17 protein-coding genes are annotated in these 17252 nt (G+C 42.5%); 6 read left to right on the plus strand and 11 right to left on the minus strand.

All coding sequences use genetic code 11. The annotated features are described in order from the left end of the window. Positions 1-198 precede the first annotated feature (198 nt). Entirely contained in the window at positions 199-573 is a 375-nt protein-coding gene (locus J3P43_RS06540) for a DoxX family protein (RefSeq protein WP_255900535.1), read from the plus strand. Between the two features lie 206 nt (positions 574-779). Here J3P43_RS06540 and J3P43_RS06545 read toward each other — a convergent pair whose 3' ends face one another. The 3 genes from J3P43_RS06545 to J3P43_RS06555 form a co-directional block, all read right to left on the minus strand. Then, the gene (locus J3P43_RS06545; protein ID WP_255900538.1) at positions 780-1136 is read right to left on the minus strand and encodes a TM2 domain-containing protein; all 357 of its coding nucleotides are present in this window, start codon (positions 1134-1136) and stop codon (positions 780-782) included. Between the two features lie 147 nt (positions 1137-1283). Beyond that, positions 1284-2150: a PorP/SprF family type IX secretion system membrane protein gene (locus J3P43_RS06550; RefSeq protein ID WP_255900540.1), complete on the minus strand. Its 867-nt coding sequence runs from the start codon at positions 2148-2150 to the stop codon at positions 1284-1286. Between the two features lie 18 nt (positions 2151-2168). Further along, positions 2169-3677, minus strand: coding sequence for a T9SS type B sorting domain-containing protein (locus J3P43_RS06555; RefSeq protein ID WP_255900542.1), 1509 nt, complete (start codon positions 3675-3677; stop codon positions 2169-2171). Between the two features lie 398 nt (positions 3678-4075). Here J3P43_RS06555 and J3P43_RS06560 point away from each other — a divergent pair, with 398 nt between their 5' ends. From J3P43_RS06560 to J3P43_RS06570, 3 genes are all read left to right on the plus strand, one after another. Further along, positions 4076-5611 carry a SulP family inorganic anion transporter gene (locus J3P43_RS06560; protein ID WP_255900544.1) on the plus strand — a complete coding sequence of 512 codons (1536 nt, stop codon included), beginning with the start codon at positions 4076-4078 and terminating at the stop codon, positions 5609-5611. A 132-nt stretch (positions 5612-5743) separates the two neighbouring features. After that, complete coding sequence (locus J3P43_RS06565; RefSeq protein WP_255900546.1) at positions 5744-6910, plus strand: FIST signal transduction protein; 1167 nt, start codon at positions 5744-5746, stop codon at positions 6908-6910. After that, positions 6910-8124, plus strand: coding sequence for a sensor histidine kinase (locus J3P43_RS06570; RefSeq protein ID WP_255900548.1), 1215 nt, complete (start codon positions 6910-6912; stop codon positions 8122-8124). Before J3P43_RS06565 ends, J3P43_RS06570 begins: the two co-directional genes overlap by 1 nt. Positions 8125-8208: 84 nt before the next feature. Here J3P43_RS06570 and J3P43_RS06575 read toward each other — a convergent pair whose 3' ends face one another. The 3 genes from J3P43_RS06575 to J3P43_RS06585 form a co-directional block, all read right to left on the minus strand. Beyond that, the gene (locus tag J3P43_RS06575) at positions 8209-8406 is read right to left on the minus strand and encodes a cold-shock protein (protein ID WP_255900550.1); all 198 of its coding nucleotides are present in this window, start codon (positions 8404-8406) and stop codon (positions 8209-8211) included. A gap of 168 nt (positions 8407-8574) precedes the next feature. After that, complete coding sequence (locus tag J3P43_RS06580; RefSeq protein WP_255900552.1) at positions 8575-9627, minus strand: nucleoid-associated protein; 1053 nt, start codon at positions 9625-9627, stop codon at positions 8575-8577. Between the two features lie 47 nt (positions 9628-9674). After that, complete coding sequence (locus J3P43_RS06585) at positions 9675-10868, minus strand: MFS transporter (RefSeq protein WP_255900554.1); 1194 nt, start codon at positions 10866-10868, stop codon at positions 9675-9677. 147 nt (positions 10869-11015) lie between these two features. On the opposite strand from J3P43_RS06585, the gene htpG reads away from it, so the two are divergent. Beyond that, positions 11016-12899 (plus strand): molecular chaperone HtpG, encoded by a 1884-nt coding sequence (gene htpG, locus J3P43_RS06590; RefSeq protein WP_255900556.1) that lies wholly within the window; start codon positions 11016-11018, stop codon positions 12897-12899. 75 nt (positions 12900-12974) lie between these two features. Here htpG and J3P43_RS06595 read toward each other — a convergent pair whose 3' ends face one another. From J3P43_RS06595 to J3P43_RS06615, 5 genes are all read right to left on the minus strand, one after another. Then, positions 12975-13520, minus strand: a complete 546-nt coding sequence (locus tag J3P43_RS06595) for a superoxide dismutase family protein (RefSeq protein ID WP_255900558.1) — start codon at positions 13518-13520, stop codon at positions 12975-12977. A gap of 58 nt (positions 13521-13578) precedes the next feature. Continuing rightward, the gene (locus tag J3P43_RS06600; RefSeq protein ID WP_255900560.1) at positions 13579-13989 is read right to left on the minus strand and encodes a hypothetical protein; all 411 of its coding nucleotides are present in this window, start codon (positions 13987-13989) and stop codon (positions 13579-13581) included. An 85-nt stretch (positions 13990-14074) separates the two neighbouring features. Further along, positions 14075-15985, minus strand: a complete 1911-nt coding sequence (locus tag J3P43_RS06605; RefSeq protein ID WP_255900562.1) for a DUF294 nucleotidyltransferase-like domain-containing protein — start codon at positions 15983-15985, stop codon at positions 14075-14077. Further along, complete coding sequence (locus tag J3P43_RS06610) at positions 15955-16671, minus strand: 3'-5' exonuclease (RefSeq protein ID WP_255900564.1); 717 nt, start codon at positions 16669-16671, stop codon at positions 15955-15957. Before J3P43_RS06610 ends, J3P43_RS06605 begins: the two co-directional genes overlap by 31 nt. A 78-nt stretch (positions 16672-16749) precedes the next feature. Beyond that, on the minus strand, positions 16750-16938 hold the full coding sequence (locus J3P43_RS06615) for a hypothetical protein (RefSeq protein WP_255900566.1): 189 nt from the start codon (positions 16936-16938) through the stop codon (positions 16750-16752). 96 nt (positions 16939-17034) lie between these two features. Between J3P43_RS06615 and J3P43_RS06620 the strand changes: the two genes are divergently transcribed. Further along, a complete protein-coding gene (locus tag J3P43_RS06620) occupies positions 17035-17250 on the plus strand; it encodes a hypothetical protein (protein WP_255900568.1) in 216 nt (71 codons plus the stop codon). The last annotated feature ends 2 nt before the right edge of the window (positions 17251-17252 follow it).

Consider the following 17252-nt stretch of genomic DNA (forward strand, 5'->3'; position numbering starts at 1 on the left):
TAAGCGGGTGAAGGTTCTACTTTAAGGTGATTGATGCCTTCACCAACCACCATATTTCCATTTGTCACCCCGCGTGCAGGAATCTTCTATGTACCCGATTCTACCCTAAAGTTGTCGTGTTTACCACCCGCCAGCATAAATGTATACCTTTATATTTGTCGTATAAATAAAATCTTATTCAACAAATAGAAAAACAACATGAAAAAAACGAAAATCATTTACTGGATCTTCACTGTGCTGCTTATAGCCCTGATGCTCATGTCGGCAGTAACCAGTTTCATGCCTAACCCCCAGGGCGAAGCTATGATGAAGACCATTGGCTACCCGTATGACGTGCTGTATCTTCTGTCCGTCGCAAAAATACTAGGCATTATTGCTTTGCTGGTGCCAGGATTCTCCCGTCTCAAAGAATGGGCCTACGCCGGATTTACATTCGATCTTATCGGTGCAACATATGCTTTCATAATGGTGGGTACTCCCATTGCGGATCTTGTATTCATGCTGGCCGGCCTGGTATTTGTATTTGGCTCATACATTTCTCACCACAAATTATTGCGGGAAAAGCGAGCTTAATTCTTTTAATGGGTGCGGGTATGACTCATGCTGTCGGGTACGTTAAGCGGGGTGCATCTCGAATTGAAGATAAAAGCGAATTCTGCAACACAAGGTCTCTCGCAAAGAGCCCTGTGTTGCGGTTCAGATATATTACTGAGGATACAATCCGACAACAGGAACTTCGAAATTACAATTCCTGAAGAGCAAGAGAGCAAACCAAGGCTCTATACCGCCATTTGCATCAAACTGGCACATTCCATCGCCACTTTTTGATTATGTTCATTAGCCAGATTCTTGTGATTGATGGCGTCTACAATCGTACCTATAAAGCAAAGTCCGCAGGTAAAGAAATAAAGAACCCCCATACCTATTTGTCCCATAATAAACCTTTGTATTCCAGCGAAGCCAAACAGGCCGATTAAAGTAAAGAGAAGTATTTCGTCTGGTTTCTGCCTCTTCTGTGAGTAAAACGAAATAAAGGTTTGAGATTGCTGCTCAGTCATTCCCGCCGTTATATGGGTAACAAAGGAAAACTCCTCGGCAGTGATTCCTCTCAAGCTATAAAGTAGGTTTTTATCCATGATCTTATTGATGTTAAATCTTTTAATGTTGAACCAAAGATAGGTTCGAAGAAAAGATTAAAAATAAGAATTAGGCAGACAGGAGAATTTTACAGGTCAATCACGGATTCGGGCCGGTGAAAAATATCTGCAGCCCAAATTCAGAATTTAAAAACCGTACCCTACCGTCAGGTCGATAACGCCTCCTGTAAAGCCTCTTACTTTACTGGGCTCCGAATTATACATAAGCGACACCTTCAGACTTTCGGCATATTCGTACCCGGCTCCTCCGGAAAAACTCTGGTTGCTGTGATACATGGTGTACAAGCTCAGGGTTTGATTAAAACTAAACTCCGATGCAACATCCCATTGATTTTTATATCCTTTTATTCCTCGGAAGGCTACCAGGGGTTTGATGCTAAAGCTTTCTTCGCGGTTAAATTCGTACGATGCGGCACTATAGAAGGTAGAATAATCTACCGTAGAAAACTCGTTAGACCGCTTTTGGTTAAGGTTGAGATAACTGAATTGTACTTCTAGAGCGTTGTTGATATAGGCTATACCGAAATTTCCGTCGATCAGGCTTTTACGCTTATTATTAAAATTCGACAAAGCGGGATCTTCTGAGCCCGCGCCGCTTGCTTCGCCCAGATCGAGCTGTTCGCGTGTCCAGGCCAGCGAAATTCCAAACCGGATACCTTGCTCATCCCCAAGCGGAAGCTTATAAGCGAACGATCCCATTGCCTGGGTGCGGCGCAATAAACCGGCCTTATCAGATATAAGGTTTATCCCGACACCCACCTGCTCTGAAAGCGCCGTATTTGCCGACAATGACATGAGAGCCGGTGAGCCCTCTATTTTATTCCATTGGCTGCTGTAATTGATGAAAATATTGGTCTTCTCTTCTTCTTTTCCTGCCATAGCCGGATTTACAAGATAGGGATTACTGAAATACTGACTTTTAAGCGGTGTAAGCTGCGCCAGACTACTTTTAGCAGTGCAGGTTACGAGTATGAAAAAGATAATTCTTCGCATTTCTTTTTTTCGAAACATCTACTTTATCAGAGTAATAAATCCTTTTTTAATGCCCGCGACCGGAGCGTCGAAGCTGATGGCGTAATAATAAGTACCCTCGGCCAAAGCCGAGCCGTTTATCGTCCCATTCCAGTCGTTTTTATAGTTCCGCACTTTTAGTAACACTCTTCCCCCTCTGTCAAACACTGTGAGAGAATGCTCGGGGAGTGTGGTAATTCCTTCCACCTCCCAGAGATCGTTAATGCCATCACCGTTCGGACTAAAATTATTCATAGCCTTTACACCGGCCACATCAAAAGCCGGTTCTGAAATTGCGACCGTAGTAGTAGCGGTTGCTGATGCTGCATCTCGCAAAGTAAAGGTATACGTGCCTGCTCTGAGCTCGGTAAAATCCGGTGTCGCCTGAAAAGATGTTCCATCCTTACTATATTGATATGGAGGTACTCCGCCACTTCCTGTTAAAGAAACAAGACCAGTACTTTGGCCATATGCATCCACATCGGTCTTAGAACCAAGGGCCAGCACCAGAACCGGAGGTTCCGTCAGACTTAAGTTAACACTACTCGTTCCCGACGCGGCATCGCGAACGCTGAAAGTATACGATCCGGCAGGTAAAGCAGAAAACGTATTTACCGACTGATAGGTGGTTCCATCTTTACTGTATTCGTATGGTGGTGTTCCGCCGCTTGCACTTAAGGTAACGCTTCCGGTACTCTGACCGTTAATTCCGATATTTGTTTTTGTGGTAACACTCAGTGCCAGCGGAGCGGGTTGTGTGATAGTGGCTGTAAGTGATGAAGAATTAAAAGCCGCATCACGAATAGTAAAGGTGTAAATTCCAGCTGCCAAGCCTCCAAACGTAGCCGAAGTCTGATAGCTTATGCCGTCCTTGCTAAATAGATAAGGAGGCGTTCCGCCAGCCCCGGCTAAAGTTACAGAGCCGGTGTTTTGACCAATAACAGCAATATTTGTCTGAGTAGTTAAATAAACGGTAAGTACATTTGATTGCGTGATGGTGAGATTTACACTGGCAGTGTTCAGGCTGGCATCCCTCACAGTAAAGGTATAGTTACCTGCCGTCAACGAACCAAAAGTGGCCGAAGTTTGGTAGTTTATACCATTTTTACTAAACTGATATGGAGCCGTTCCGCCTGCAGCAGCTAAAGTTACAGAGCCGGTGGCCTGTCCGATTACATTCACGTTGGTTTGTGAATTAACAGACAACACAAGAGTGGAAGCCTGGGTAATCGTTGCATTAACCGTGGCTGTTGCTAGCGCCGCATCTCTGATAGTAAATACATAATTTCCGGCGGCAAGTGCGCTGAATGTTGCTGAAGACTGAAAAGTTATTCCGTCTTTCGAGTATTGGTATGGCGCTGTTCCGCCGCTACCCAACACCGTTACGGCTCCCGTACTCTGTCCGTTAATTGCCACGTTGGTTTGCGAACTAATAGAAACAGATAGTGATTGGGCTATGCCCGTATGGAAGGTGAGAGAAAGTAAGATGATTGCGATGCTGAGCTTCATTCGCTAAAAATTGAAAGTATAAATTGATTCTCGTAATCTCTAAAACAACCTATACACCTCCAACCGCCGCATATAAATCAATTTTTTTGCGTATTAGGTATTAACATAAATTGACAATGCGGTTCGAACAAACCTGGTTCCACATATGTCTTAGCCTGCTTTTCGGATGGTTTCCGACAAGTGCCCCCTTTTCTTAACCAAAAGTAGTATAAATAACGGAAATTTAGAATCAAAATAACGATATCCTGGCGTACCCTGATACTTACCAATTTAGGTAAGAGGCATGTGTCAATTTAACTTCGGCTACCCGCGAATTTATTTATCTTTGCCGCCTTACAGATATCCCAGTCTGGTACTAAAGTAATTCGACTTTAGACATTTAAATTTTATTCCCATACATGACGCCTTTTTTGCAACGGCTAAACATTTCGCAAAAAGTTGATTATAAAACCGAAATCCTAGCCGGTTTGACAGTAGCGATGACCATGATGCCAGAGTCGCTGTCGTTCGCCATCCTGGCTGGCATGCCGCCTCTTACCGGCTTATACGCAGCCTTTATTATGGGTTTGGTAACTTCAATCTTTGGAGGACGCCCAGGTCTTATATCCGGGGGAGCCGGAGCAACAGTAGTTGTTTTGATAGCCTTAATGAACTCTCATGGACTTGATTATGTATTTGCCGCTGTTGCCCTGGCTGGTGTAATTCAGATCCTGGTCGGACTTTTTAAGCTTGGAAAATTCATCCGGCTGGTACCGCAACCTGTAATGTTCGGATTTGTGAATGGCCTGGCGGTGATCATTTTCATGGCCCAGCTTGAGCAATTTAAAACAGTAGTAAACGGCAGAACCCAGTGGCTTAGCGGAGAACCCCTGTTGATAATGGCCGCGTTAACAGCCTTTACAATAACTCTTATCGTAATTCTTCCACGTCTCACGAAAGCATTTCCTGCTTCTCTTGCAGCCATTATAATTGTATTTCTGGTAGTTATGATCTTTAATCTAGACACCAGAACAGTCAGAGATATTGCATCGGTAAGTGGGGGCTTCCCTCCTTTTCATATCCCTCAGATACCTTTCTCCCTGGATACCTTAGCGATCATTTTTCCGTATGCGCTGATTATGGCTGGTGTAGGTCTTACTGAAGGCCTACTGACATTGAACCTGGTTGATGAAATTACAGCAACCAGAGGAAACAGCAACAGGGAATGCTTAGCTCAAGGAGGCGCCAACATTCTCAACGGTTTCTTCTCGGGGATGGGTGGCTGCCCCATGATCGCCCAAACGCTTGTGAATCTTTCGGCCGGTGCAAGAACCCGGTTCGCAGGCATTATTGCTGCCCTAACCATTTTAGCGATCATTTTTGTAGGGGCGCCGATTATTGAGCGGGTCCCGATGGCAGCGCTGACGGGTGTGATGATAATGGTGGCTATCGGCACTTTCGAGTGGATGAGCTTTCGAATCATTAATAAAATGCCACTGCACGATATTTTTGTGGGTGTGCTGGTTGCAATAATCACGGTCTGGCTGCATAACCTGGCGCTGGCAGTGTTGATTGGTGTTATTATTTCGGCGCTGGTATTTGCATGGGACAACGCTATCCGCATTCGCGCAAAGAAATTTATTGATGCCAATGGTATTAAACACTACGAAATATTCGGGCCTTTATTCTTTGGTTCGGTTGCTGCGTTTAACGAGAAGTTTGATGTTGTTAATGATCCGGAAGAAATTATTGTCGACTTTAAAGACAGCCGGGTTGCCGATATGTCGGGCATTGAAGCGCTTAACAAACTCACCGAAAGGTATCGGGCGGCTGGTAAGAAATTACATTTAAAGCACCTTAGCGAGGAATGCCGCCTGCTCTTAAAAAATGCAGAAGATGTTATCGAAGTAAATATTCTGGAAGATCCTATCTACCATGTGGCTGGCGACAAGTAGCGTCGAACAATGTGAATTGTGTTACTCTTGCAATTCTAGGCAAATGAAAATAGTTCTTTGACAGAAATAGCCCATTTTTCGAAACATAGAAAACTATTTGGTGTTCAATCACAGATAAACATCTACTGATAAATGACGAGTTCCATTATAGTTTTCACCGATAAAAAATCTGGTGAGGAAGCCGGGCAGGCCCTTGGGGCAGAGATCAAATTAAAAATGGGAGATAAAATCCCGCAGGTTGTGATCCTTTTCGCTTCTTCTGTTTATGATTTTCCTGCGCTTTTAAAAACCCTAAAAAGAGAATGTAAGCCCGAAATTCTGGTGGGTAGTTCCTCGGCCGGAGAATTCACGTCAAATGATTTTGGAACCGACTCGGCCTGCGCAATTGCGCTGCATTCTACCGAGATGAAATTTTCTGCCGGATTAGGAACCGGAATAAAAGAGAGCAGAAGTAAAGTGGTTGACGAGTTATTCAACAGGCTGGAAGACCTGGAGAACGCCCAATATCAATACCGATCTGCAATGATTTTTGCAGACGCACTATCGGGATATACCGATGAAATTATTGACCTTTTAACTGAGAAGACCGCGGGAACATATCAATTCTTCGGCGGCGGCGCCGGTGATAATGCCAACTTTAAGCGGACACATGTTTTTTTAGATGAAGAAGCTGTTACAGATTCGGCAGTTATTCTGGAAATTCTTTCCAATAAGCCCCTCGGTATTGGGGTAAGCCATGGATGGACCCCCGCAGGCCCTAAAATGAGGGTCACAGAAGCAGAGGGGATGCGTTTAATTAGTATTAACGGCAAATCGGCTATAGAAGTCGTGGCTGATTATGCTGAAAAAACTAACCAAGATTTTGACGTTTCCAACCCAGTCCCATTTTTTTTGCATAATGTAATAGGCATTGAAATGAGCGATGGCTACAAACTTCGCGTGCCGCTCGTAATAAATGATGACGGCTCGCTAATTCTGGCATCCGATATTGCAAATGGTTCGTATATATCTTTTATGAGCACCGATGCAGACTCTGCACGTAAAGCTGCTCTTACAGCTACGAACACAGCTTTAATGCAATTAGACGGAAATAAACCTAATGTTGCCTTATTTTTTGATTGTGTTGCAACGCGGCTTCGTTTGGGAAAAGACTTTGGCTTTGAATTGAATCAGGTCAAAGACACTCTGAATGAAATAAATTATGCCGGCTGTAATACGTACGGGCAAGTGGCGAGAGTAAACGGGCAGTTTAATGGATTTCACAACTGCACCGCGGTGGTTTGTGTGATACCCGAGTAATGATTTTAGAACTGATAGCCAACCTCTATAAGCCTTCAGACAGGCACCAGTCCGCTATAAAGCTGGCGGAATACCTGAACGGCAGGGATTTTATCATCTTTATTAAAGACCCTGTAATTGATGTGTATTTGCCGGGTCCGGGTTTTACACAAACTTTGTACGGCGGCAGCACATGGGATTCATTTTTAAATTCCGCAGCGAAAACTCAATATTCTGGTAAACTCGCCTATCCCGACAAATACAATTTAATGGATGCCATTGGCTATCCGGGGCCGGACGAATCAATCATAGTATTGCTGGGAACAAGTGTATTGCACCCCGAACTCGATCAGCTTAATAAGATAATGCCTTTAATAGTAGCCCTTTTAAAACAGGAGCAGGCTTCCATTGCTGTCAAAAGCCTGGCAGTGACTGCTGAAAAGGAGACTAAAAAAGCCGAGAAACTGGCGTATCAGCTCGATATAATGGGACAAAATCTGCGAAAGACCCTAATGCAGCAGCAAAAGGATAAGGCGGAGATCAATGACCTTATGAAAAAAAAGGATGAGTTTATGAATATAGCCAGCCATGAACTCAAAACCCCGGTAACCAGCATGAAAGCATACCTGCAAATGATTTCTCAGAAACTTCTTCCATCGTTAAAGGATAAGCAGCTCAGCTCATTCATCGAGAAATCAAATAAACAGATAGATAAGCTCGCTGTTCTCATAAATGATTTGCTTGATGTAAGTAAGATCCAGGCCGGAGAAATGACCTATCAGTTCAGGAAGTTTAATTTTAGCGCGCTGGTCAAAGACGCTGTGGACGAAGCTTTAAATAGCACTTCAGAACACAAAATAACTGTTCACTGTACGTTACCACCAGATTTTGAAGTTACCGGCGACAGGATTAGACTAGAACAGGTTTTAAATAATATTCTGTCAAACGCCATTAAATACTCTCCAAGCAGCGACGAAATAATAGTAAACGTAGGCTTGGTTAATAACTATGTTGAGGTTTCTATTACCGATTTCGGCATCGGGATCTCGGGCGAACAACTCCCCCAGGTTTTCGACCGGTTTTTTAAGGTTCAAAATGAAGACAAGCGCTTTTTTGGTCTTGGACTGGGGTTGTTTATCTCTTCAGAAATAATAAAGGCACACCATGGCGAAATTGGTGTTGACAGCTGTTTGGGGGAAGGATCGAAGTTCTGGTTCAAAATACCTGCCAAGTAGGTGATTTACCCCAACCGGCAACATATAGCAGACATAAAAAAAGCTCTGCCAAACAGAGCTCTTTATACGTATAGCTTTATCCCACTAAACTTTCCTCACCTTTACAGCCTGCAATCCCTTGCGGCCTTCTTCTACTTCAAACTCCACGTTATCGTTATCACGTAAGCCATTTACTCCCCCGTCTATATCCTTAAAATGTACAAAGATTTCCTTGCCGTCTTCCTGTGTAATAAAACCGTAGCCTTTTTGAGCATTGAACCATTTAACTTTTCCAGTTTCCATAATTTTTATTGTGATAATTTGCGTTAAATCAGCTGCTTTAGATCCTGAAAAATAATTGGTTAGTTAATTATTCAGACTGAAAAGACAGACAACAAATCAAATATATAAAATTTAAGTTTTGAATAACAAACTTGAGCAAATGAAATTATTGTCAGTTCAAACTCGGCGCTACTCCTCTTCTTTAAAGTAAACTTTGTAATAGTTCATTGCTTTGCTATCATCAAACCCTTTTTCTATCAGTTCCTTGTTACCATGTATGTATATATGAAAGTTCTTGTCGAGCTTCAATACACTTTTAAACACCTTCGCCTGCTTTTTTACAGCCGGCGTAGATATATCAAATGAATCGGCTATTTCGGTATCAAACTCTTTCTCGTAGTTCTGTTTAAAGCTTTTGAATGATTCGATCGCCTTTGGATTTCCTATAACCTCGTTTGAAAACTCGTCCATTTCGAAGCTCTCTTTTTCTTTGAAATATTTCATCGACCGGTTTAACAGGTCAATTTTATCGGCTTTCGTCATCTCGAAATCCTCTTCCAGCTTATTAGTAACAAAGCTTTTATACACATTCAGTGTATTACTGGTCTGGTTATAATTGTCGTTGCGGATCTTTAACTTTAAAAACTCATCTTTCCAATAAACAGCCTCACCCGACTTGTTCGTTTGATCGACAACTAACACTTTAAACCCTTCTTCCTTATCGGTATTGAAAATTAAACAGCCTTTGTCCAGTTTTTGAATATTGATCCCCTCCTGCTCATATCCGAGGTTAAAGCCGCTATCTTCCGGGTAAACTTTCAAATAGGTTTCTTTCGTTTCCGATTTAAATATTCCAATCGCATCCAGCAGTTCACCCTCTATCTGAACGTTGTTAAAATAAGCAACATAAAGCTCGCCCGACTTGATTTTAGGATGATTGGTAAGGTCGAATAGATATTTGGTAATCTGCTGACTGACCTCATGAAAACGCCCTTTTTCTTTAAATACTTCCGTGGAAAAGTGAAACAGTTCATTTAGGTTTAAATCACTCGAATGAAGAAAGCGATACACTTCATTTACTTTTTCAAATGGTTTCAGATAATACTGCATCAACAGATTCGACAGAAACTCATCTTCAATCTGCAGCGAGGCATCAGAAAGCACATAAAACTCGTCCTGTAATTTATTGCCTACCCGATGGATTGAAAGTTGTGCCAGAGAGGCCTCAAAAAAAGATACCATAATTGAAATATTTTGTGATATGGAAAGGTATTGTCAATATTATCAGATTAACCCGCCAAAGAATCGTCCTCTTGTTTTGACGGGAAAAGCGGCCTAAAATACAAATATATAAGAGCAATAAAAGCTGTTCCCGCCGATAAATAAAACAGCATCGGAATTCTGGAAATTACGTCTTTAAAGACCCATCCTGCAAACAGTGCCCCTAAACCAATCCCTGCTTCGAGTGCGATATACATGGTAGCGACTGCCTTTCCTCTCCGGTCAGGGTGACTCAGATCAGCCGTCCATGCATTAACCGCCGGAGATAAAATACCCGTCCCTGCCCCGTAAACTAACGATGCAAAGAGAAGCATATTAACCGAATCGGCCAGTCCTATCAGAATCAATGAAACTCCAACCAGTACCAGTGAAAATTTGATCACGATAACTCTTCCGTACTTATCGGATGCCTTTCCCGCTATAAAGCGAACCAAAACAGAGGCGATGGTAAAGGTCATAAAGAACAATCCCTTGTTGGTAATTCCTAAATGAGCCGCCCAATCTGGCACCAATGTTAACAAAGCTCCATAACTCATATACGACAGAAGAGTGACTACTGCTGCGGGAAGAACCTGAGTTTCGATAATCTCATTTCTGCGAATCTTCAGCAGTGAAAGGCTAAAACGCTGCTTTGGCTTTAGAGTTTCCTTCATATTGAGAACCAACAGAATAGATAATAGCGCTAAAACCGATGAAAAATAGAATAACATATCTATCGAATATCTCGAGGTGATGGCACTGCCCATTGCCGGGCCTATAGCCATTCCTGTACTGAAGGCCAGACCGTGCAGGCCCATAGCCTCCCCCCAGCGTCCGGCAGGAACAATATCGGCTATATAAGCCGAACTGGCTGTTGGTTTAAAACCTGTTGAAAATCCATGAATAAGTCGTAAAAACAAAAAGCCGGAAACCGTTGTGAGCAAGGGGTATAGTACCCCGCAAATCACACAAACAACAGAACCGACCGCCATTATTGGTACTCGGCCGATACTGTCAGTCAGCTTCCCGCTAAAAGGCCGTGAAATACCCGCGGTTAGGGTAAATAACGCGATGATTAATCCCTTATATTCGGCACCGCCCAAAGAACTCAGATAGGCCGGTAATTCAGGGATCATCATATTAAAACTCGCCGAAAAAAGCAGGGAACTCGTGCAGAGTAATGCGAATTGGAGATTGTATATCGGATGTTTTGCAGCAGACATTGGAAGATGCAAAAATAGCGGAATTATCCGGACGGAGGGTTACTATTACATTTTTACACGCTTAATAAAACTGTCATTTTGACAAGCTGGAGGGCTTTGGAACAACCCTTGCTAATCCCTTCCCAAACAATTCGAAATCATACAACTATGCAAGAAAAAGGCAACATATCCATCCACACCGAAAACATCTTCCCCATCATTAAGAAGTTTCTTTATTCTGATCACGAAATTTTCCTGCGTGAGCTGGTTTCAAATGCGGTTGATGCTACGCAAAAGATTAAGCGACTGTCATCTTTGGGACAGTATCAGGGCGAGCTCGGCGACTTGAAAGTGGAAGTATCTTTCGACGAAGAAAAGAAAACGCTTACCATTTCTGACAAAGGTTTAGGAATGACCGGCGAAGAAATAAAAAAATACATTAACCAGATTGCGTTTTCGGGCGCCACGGAATTTGTGGAGAAGTTTAAGGATGCTAAAGACGCCAATGAACTGATAGGAAAGTTCGGTTTGGGTTTCTATTCTGCATTCATGGTGGCAGATCAGGTAGAGATTCAAACATTGTCGTTCCAGGAAGGTGCCGAACCTGCCCGCTGGATTTGCGACGGAAGTACTGAATTTGAGATTACTGACGGCACACGCACAGAACGGGGAACAGATATTATTCTACATATTAACAAAGAATCGGAAGAATTTTTAAGCAAGCATCGCCTGCAGGAAATCCTTGATAAATATTGCAGGTTTTTACCGGTGCCAATCAAATTCGGCACCAAAACAGAATCTGAGCCGGATGGTGAGGACGAAGAAGGCAAACCAAAATACACATCGGTGGAGGTTGATAACATCATCAACAATCCTAACCCCATCTGGACAAAAGCACCTGCTGATCTGACCGATCAGGATTATTTAGACTTTTATAAAGAGCTTTATCCTTTCTCTGAAGATCCGCTTTTCTGGATCCATTTGAATGTTGATTATCCGTTTAACTTAACCGGGGTACTTTACTTCCCTAAAGTGAAGAACGACTTCGATTTTCAGAAGAATAAGATCAAATTATTCTCCCGCCAGGTATTTATTACTGATGAAGTTAAAGATATTGTTCCCGAATTCCTGATGCTGCTGCACGGCGTGATCGATTCTCCGGATATCCCGTTAAACGTTTCGAGAAGCTTCCTTCAGGCAGACAGTAATGTAAAAAAGATCAACAGCTACATTACTAAAAAAGTGGCCGACAAGCTCGCCGAACTCTTTAAAAAAGATAGAAAATCGTTCGAAGAAAAATGGGGCGACATTGGTGTGTTTGTGAAATATGGAATGATCAGCGAAGAAAAATTCTACGACAAAGCGAAAGACTTCGCATTGCTGTCTAACACTAAAAAGGAACATTACACCCTGGAAGAATATAAATCAAAAGTATCTGCTCTTCAAACCGATAAAGATGGTAACCTGGTGTATCTCTATACTATCGATGCAGCAAAACAAGATGCTTTTATCCAGTCGGCCAATAAAAAAGATTATGATGTTTTGGAGATGAACTCTCCTATTGACAATCATTTCATCAACCAGCTGGAGCAGAAATTAGAGAAAACATCCTTAAAACGGGTTGACTCGGATGTAGTTGATAAGCTTATTAAAAAAGACGATACTCCGCCGCATGTTTTGTCGGAAGAGCAAACCACTAAGGTTAAAGATATTTTCGAAAAAGCCATCAACAAGGCTAACATGAAGGTTGAAATTGAAAGCCTGAATCCGGATGAGCTTCCGGTAAGCGTAACTCAGGACGAGTTTATGCGCCGGATGAAGGATATGGCACAAATGGGCGGTGGAATGAGTTTCTATGGAGCTTTGCCGGAAAACTTCAAAGTTGCGGTTAATGGAAACCACGCCCTGGTGAACCGCATTTTACAAACAGAAAATGAGGAAGAGCAGGGCCAGTTGGCTAAACAGGCTTTTGACCTGGCGCTGTTATCGCAAGGTATGCTTACCGGAGCAGATTTAACGGAGTTTGTGAAGAGAAGTGTGCAATTGATATAAGAAGCAATTAAATACAAAAAGGCCTCGCTAGTTGTAGCGAGGCCTTTTTTGCTTATAAAAATGAACAAAATTTGCCTACATAATCACCCCGCAACCAATCCGGGCTCCGGCGTTACCTGTGGGCTGAGTTGTAAAATCGTCCGCTTTCTCATGAACCATGATCGCTTTCCCCTTTACATCATTACTAGCTCCGGTTCCAACAGACCATAGATTGGTTTCCAGTTCCATGCTGCCTTTACCATTTGCGTCGAGCTCTACATTCCCTATATCTCCCAAATGGAACTGGCCCTGCCCCCATTTTCCGTGGTTAGCTTTTGTTGGATTCCAATGGCCATGAGCATCATTGCCCTCGTTACCGCAATCGCCGTGCTCATGTATATGAACTGCAACTGTTTTTCCAGCCATTGACGGAAAATTTAATTCAAGCTCCATCTCTACTTCGTCTGATTCCTGAACAAAACTGATCGTTCCGCTACCAGGATTGGTTGATTTGGTAGCAGCAATAGCTGCTTTGGCTTGCTTATTAGTGCCACGCATGCTGCTGCATGAGTAGATCGATACTGCAAATACAAGGGTAACTGCCAACAGCCCGCCCTTAAGGTGTGATGCATTCAAATTCATAATTTAAGATTTTGATTAATAACAGCTAAAATAGAATATTGTTAATCGGAATAAAAATCTATTGGGTAGTTCGCTTGAGCGGATATTTATTCTGGTTGTTAAAGGTGCGCATTATAAAAACGTTGAGGTTAGATCGGCCCTTCGAATATTCCTGAGCTTTTTCCCGTGCTTCAACTATGGCATCGGCTGGGTTAGCCTTTCCCACACTATAAAAATACTTAGGATTCTCACCCTCGGGATTTGCGACACAAAAGATAGCCCCGTGACCTGAAGTATCTGTTTCCAGGAGGCTAATCCATTTTCCTTCCTTTTCCGAAACCTGTTTTAAAATCTTAGTTCCGCCATCTTCTACATTGAAGACCTGCACAATATCGGCTTTATCTTCCCGGGCAAAAATATATACCTGAGCCGATGCTTTGCTTACACTGAAAACGGATAAAACTGCTATTAAGAGAAAAAAAGGCTTCATAACTTGTTAATCAGGCTGTTTACAAGGAAACTAAAAATAAGTAAAAGTTTTTCAATATAAGAAAATCTTAATCAAATCTTTTCTTTTACCAGAGCGTATTTGTAAACTCAAGCTTGATTTTAGCCTGAAAATTTTCGATCGTTTTGAAAATCTCTATTAACGTCACCTGCTCGATTTTAGTGATCTTATCAAGATTAATGTAGTTATCCGGCTGTCGCTTGTCGTGAATAATCTGGCTGGCCTGACTCTTCAAACGCATTCCCATTAAAAAATAATACGATTGGGACAGCTCGTGAAAGGCAGTTTCAGAAAACACGCCGAGCTCTTTCAGAGCTTTCAGCCGTTCGCCGGTATTAACTTTGAATATACGTTCTTTCAATGCGTAAACCCGCACCAGATCCACTATGGGAGTCATGGCTGTTTTCATATCAAAAACCTCAAGGCTACCAATGGTTTGCGTGCGGATATTTCTAAAGAAGGTTAAAGGTGGTTCGTACTGAAGAGCATTTTTAGTGAGCAGGTAAAAAAGCGTTCCTAGTGGCCTTTGCAGTTCAGAATCAAGAAACTTGTGAAGTTCATTCATGATGGATTCTTCTCCGTAAATGTATCTGCAGTCGAAGAAAGTTGAAAAGTTCACCGCAGTTTCCGGCACCGATTCGGCAATCCAGCTGGCATAGTTGCGTTTCCAATGCGACAAAGAATGTGTCCATTTAGGGTTTTTAGCCATAAGCTCACCCGTGCAGAAACTAAAGCCGACATAATCCAAACGTCCCGAAACTATCCCGGCAAACTTTAGAAAGTATTCGCGCACCAGCTCGCGCTGCTCGTTCGCCTTGTCTTCGTAAATAATCGCGTTATCCTGATCGGTTTTTAATGTTTGCTCTTTTCGCCCCTCGCTTCCCAGTACCATAAACACAAATTTTGCAGGCGGAGGTCCCAGCTCGTCAATTGTATTCTCAATCACCTTCACAGCAATAGTGTCTGCAATGGTGGTTATCATCTGGTTCACAATTTCAGAATTAACCCCTCTGCCAATAAGTTGCGAAACTATTATAGGTACGGTTTCCCACTTCTTTTTTAGCTCATCAACTGATAAAGCCTGTTTTACCGACTGGATAAAAACCAGCGGAGATTGAGCCAGTTCACTCAATAACTTATTCCGGCTGATGGAGCCGATGAATTCGCCCTGGTTCTCTATCAGCAAGTAGCGTGTTTTAGTTTGAAACATCATCAAAACCGCCTCATACACATACGCTTGCGGACTTATAGTAACAATAGGATTGTCCATCACCTCTATGACGGGAATATCCGCACTGGCGCGGTTGGCAATTACTTTATCGCGAAGAGTTATGTCGGTAACGTAACCGATTATCTTCCCCGAATCATCCTTTACAAACAAGCAGCTAATTTTGCTTTCGGCCATTTTCTGAGCCACCTGATATACCGGAGTTGATGAAACACAGGCAACCACATCGCGCAGTTCGAGTGTTTCGACCTTACGCGAATAAAACTGGTCTGATGCGATGAAACTCTCTTCAAAAGAGGTTGGGCGCTTAAAAAAATGTGCGAAGTCATCTTCAAGCAATCTCTTGCCGAACTCGCCCGTAAAATATTTAAAAAAGTCGTCGTAGGCCTTGCAAAGAGCCCTGAAATCTTTTCTGGGCAAAAAGTAAACAACTGTTCCTTTCTTAACTATTACTGTTTTTAACGATCGTTTTCTATTGAGAAGAACTGAGATGCCTCCGAAACAATACCCCCCCTGGTGTTTTTCCAGCGAGCGCTTATTTTGCGAACTATCATAAAAAAAAGATTCGTATTCGCCCTTTACGATCAGGTCGACACCTTTCATTTTGGTAACTTCCTGCTGGTAGATAATGCCTTCCTTCTTGTATCTAACCAACTCTAAAAGGTCGGCTACGCCACTCAGCACATCGTCTGGCAACAAGTTAAATGGCTTTACGGTCTTTAAAAACTCAATGCGTTCGTTTCTTTCCATAGCGTTATCAGCAATACTAAGAATAAAGTTATGAAAACAGACATTATCCATGGGAATGTTTGATCTGTTGTTTGGTTCTTAGCTCTTATTTGCTGAATTTCTATCTTTTCGTCATTGATATCGCCGCGCTTCAGAAGTTCGAAAAAACACTCGGCTGTCGCTTTAGCATCGACAAGTGCATCGTGAGGATTTTCCAGTTTGGTATTGAACAGGGTGGTATAAAGTTCGGAAAGGCGCAGGTAACTAACAGAAGGATCACGCGTATATACTGAACTGGCCAGCATAGTACAGCATTGAGGTAAACTATCTAAAGGGTTAGATAACCCGCATCTAAAGAAGTCTGCAGAAGTTACATGAAAGTCGAACTCCATAAAATGGCCTATAACCATTGGCTGATATTGCATCAAATCTTCACTAAAAAGCTCAAGAACCGACGCTCTCTCCTCTCCGTGGGTATCCAGATAGTCGCGGGTTATTCCATGAACTTTTACAGCTGATGGATTCAATTCAACGTCCCTGTTTTTGATAAAATGATTTTCGGATTTTACCAGACTGCCGTCATTTTTAAAAACAAGCCATGAGATCTGTACCGCCGATGGCCAGTTTGACGAATCAGAATACGGAAGGTTCCATTTCCTGGGCAAGCCCGTGGCTTCTGTATCCAGAAACAAAAGATAATCTCTCAATCGATTTTAATTGTAGGCTATAACTGCAAATAACGGTACAAATATATAATTATGGCACCGTAATCAAGGCAACAGAGATCAGGATAAATAAGATTTCATCACTAATTCATGGGCCTCGCTGGTAAAATAAATAATCGGCTCTTCTTCGGTGTGCGAGGCTTCCATAATTATTTTCGTCCCAAACTCGTAAGGTTCGACGGCAATTATCCGCTTTTTTTCAAAACGAGTGGGCTTACCGTCTATCATAACCATAAAAAAGTCGCTCATATTATCTTAACTTCTTTCCATAAATTATGTTTAGGATTATTTAATGCAAACCAGCGGTGTGGCACTATTTTTTCTGTCATTAAACAAAAATCTGTTATGAAAACCACGGATAACGAGCAATACAGCACTCCTAAAAATAAGTCTAAGCGCAAAAATGCCCCCCGGCAACCAGGAAGCGACCGGGAAGAGGAAATCAGGCAGGGTGCGACCGAAGCTGATCAATTGATAAAACAAAAGCCCGAGAAAGAGGATATTAAAACGCCCAGGCAACTAGGTAAGGCTCCTAAAGATAAAATAAGCAAAGGCGAGTAGTG

This window comes from Paradesertivirga mongoliensis (assembly GCF_024436395.1).
Taxonomy (GTDB): domain Bacteria; phylum Bacteroidota; class Bacteroidia; order Sphingobacteriales; family Sphingobacteriaceae; genus Paradesertivirga; species Paradesertivirga mongoliensis.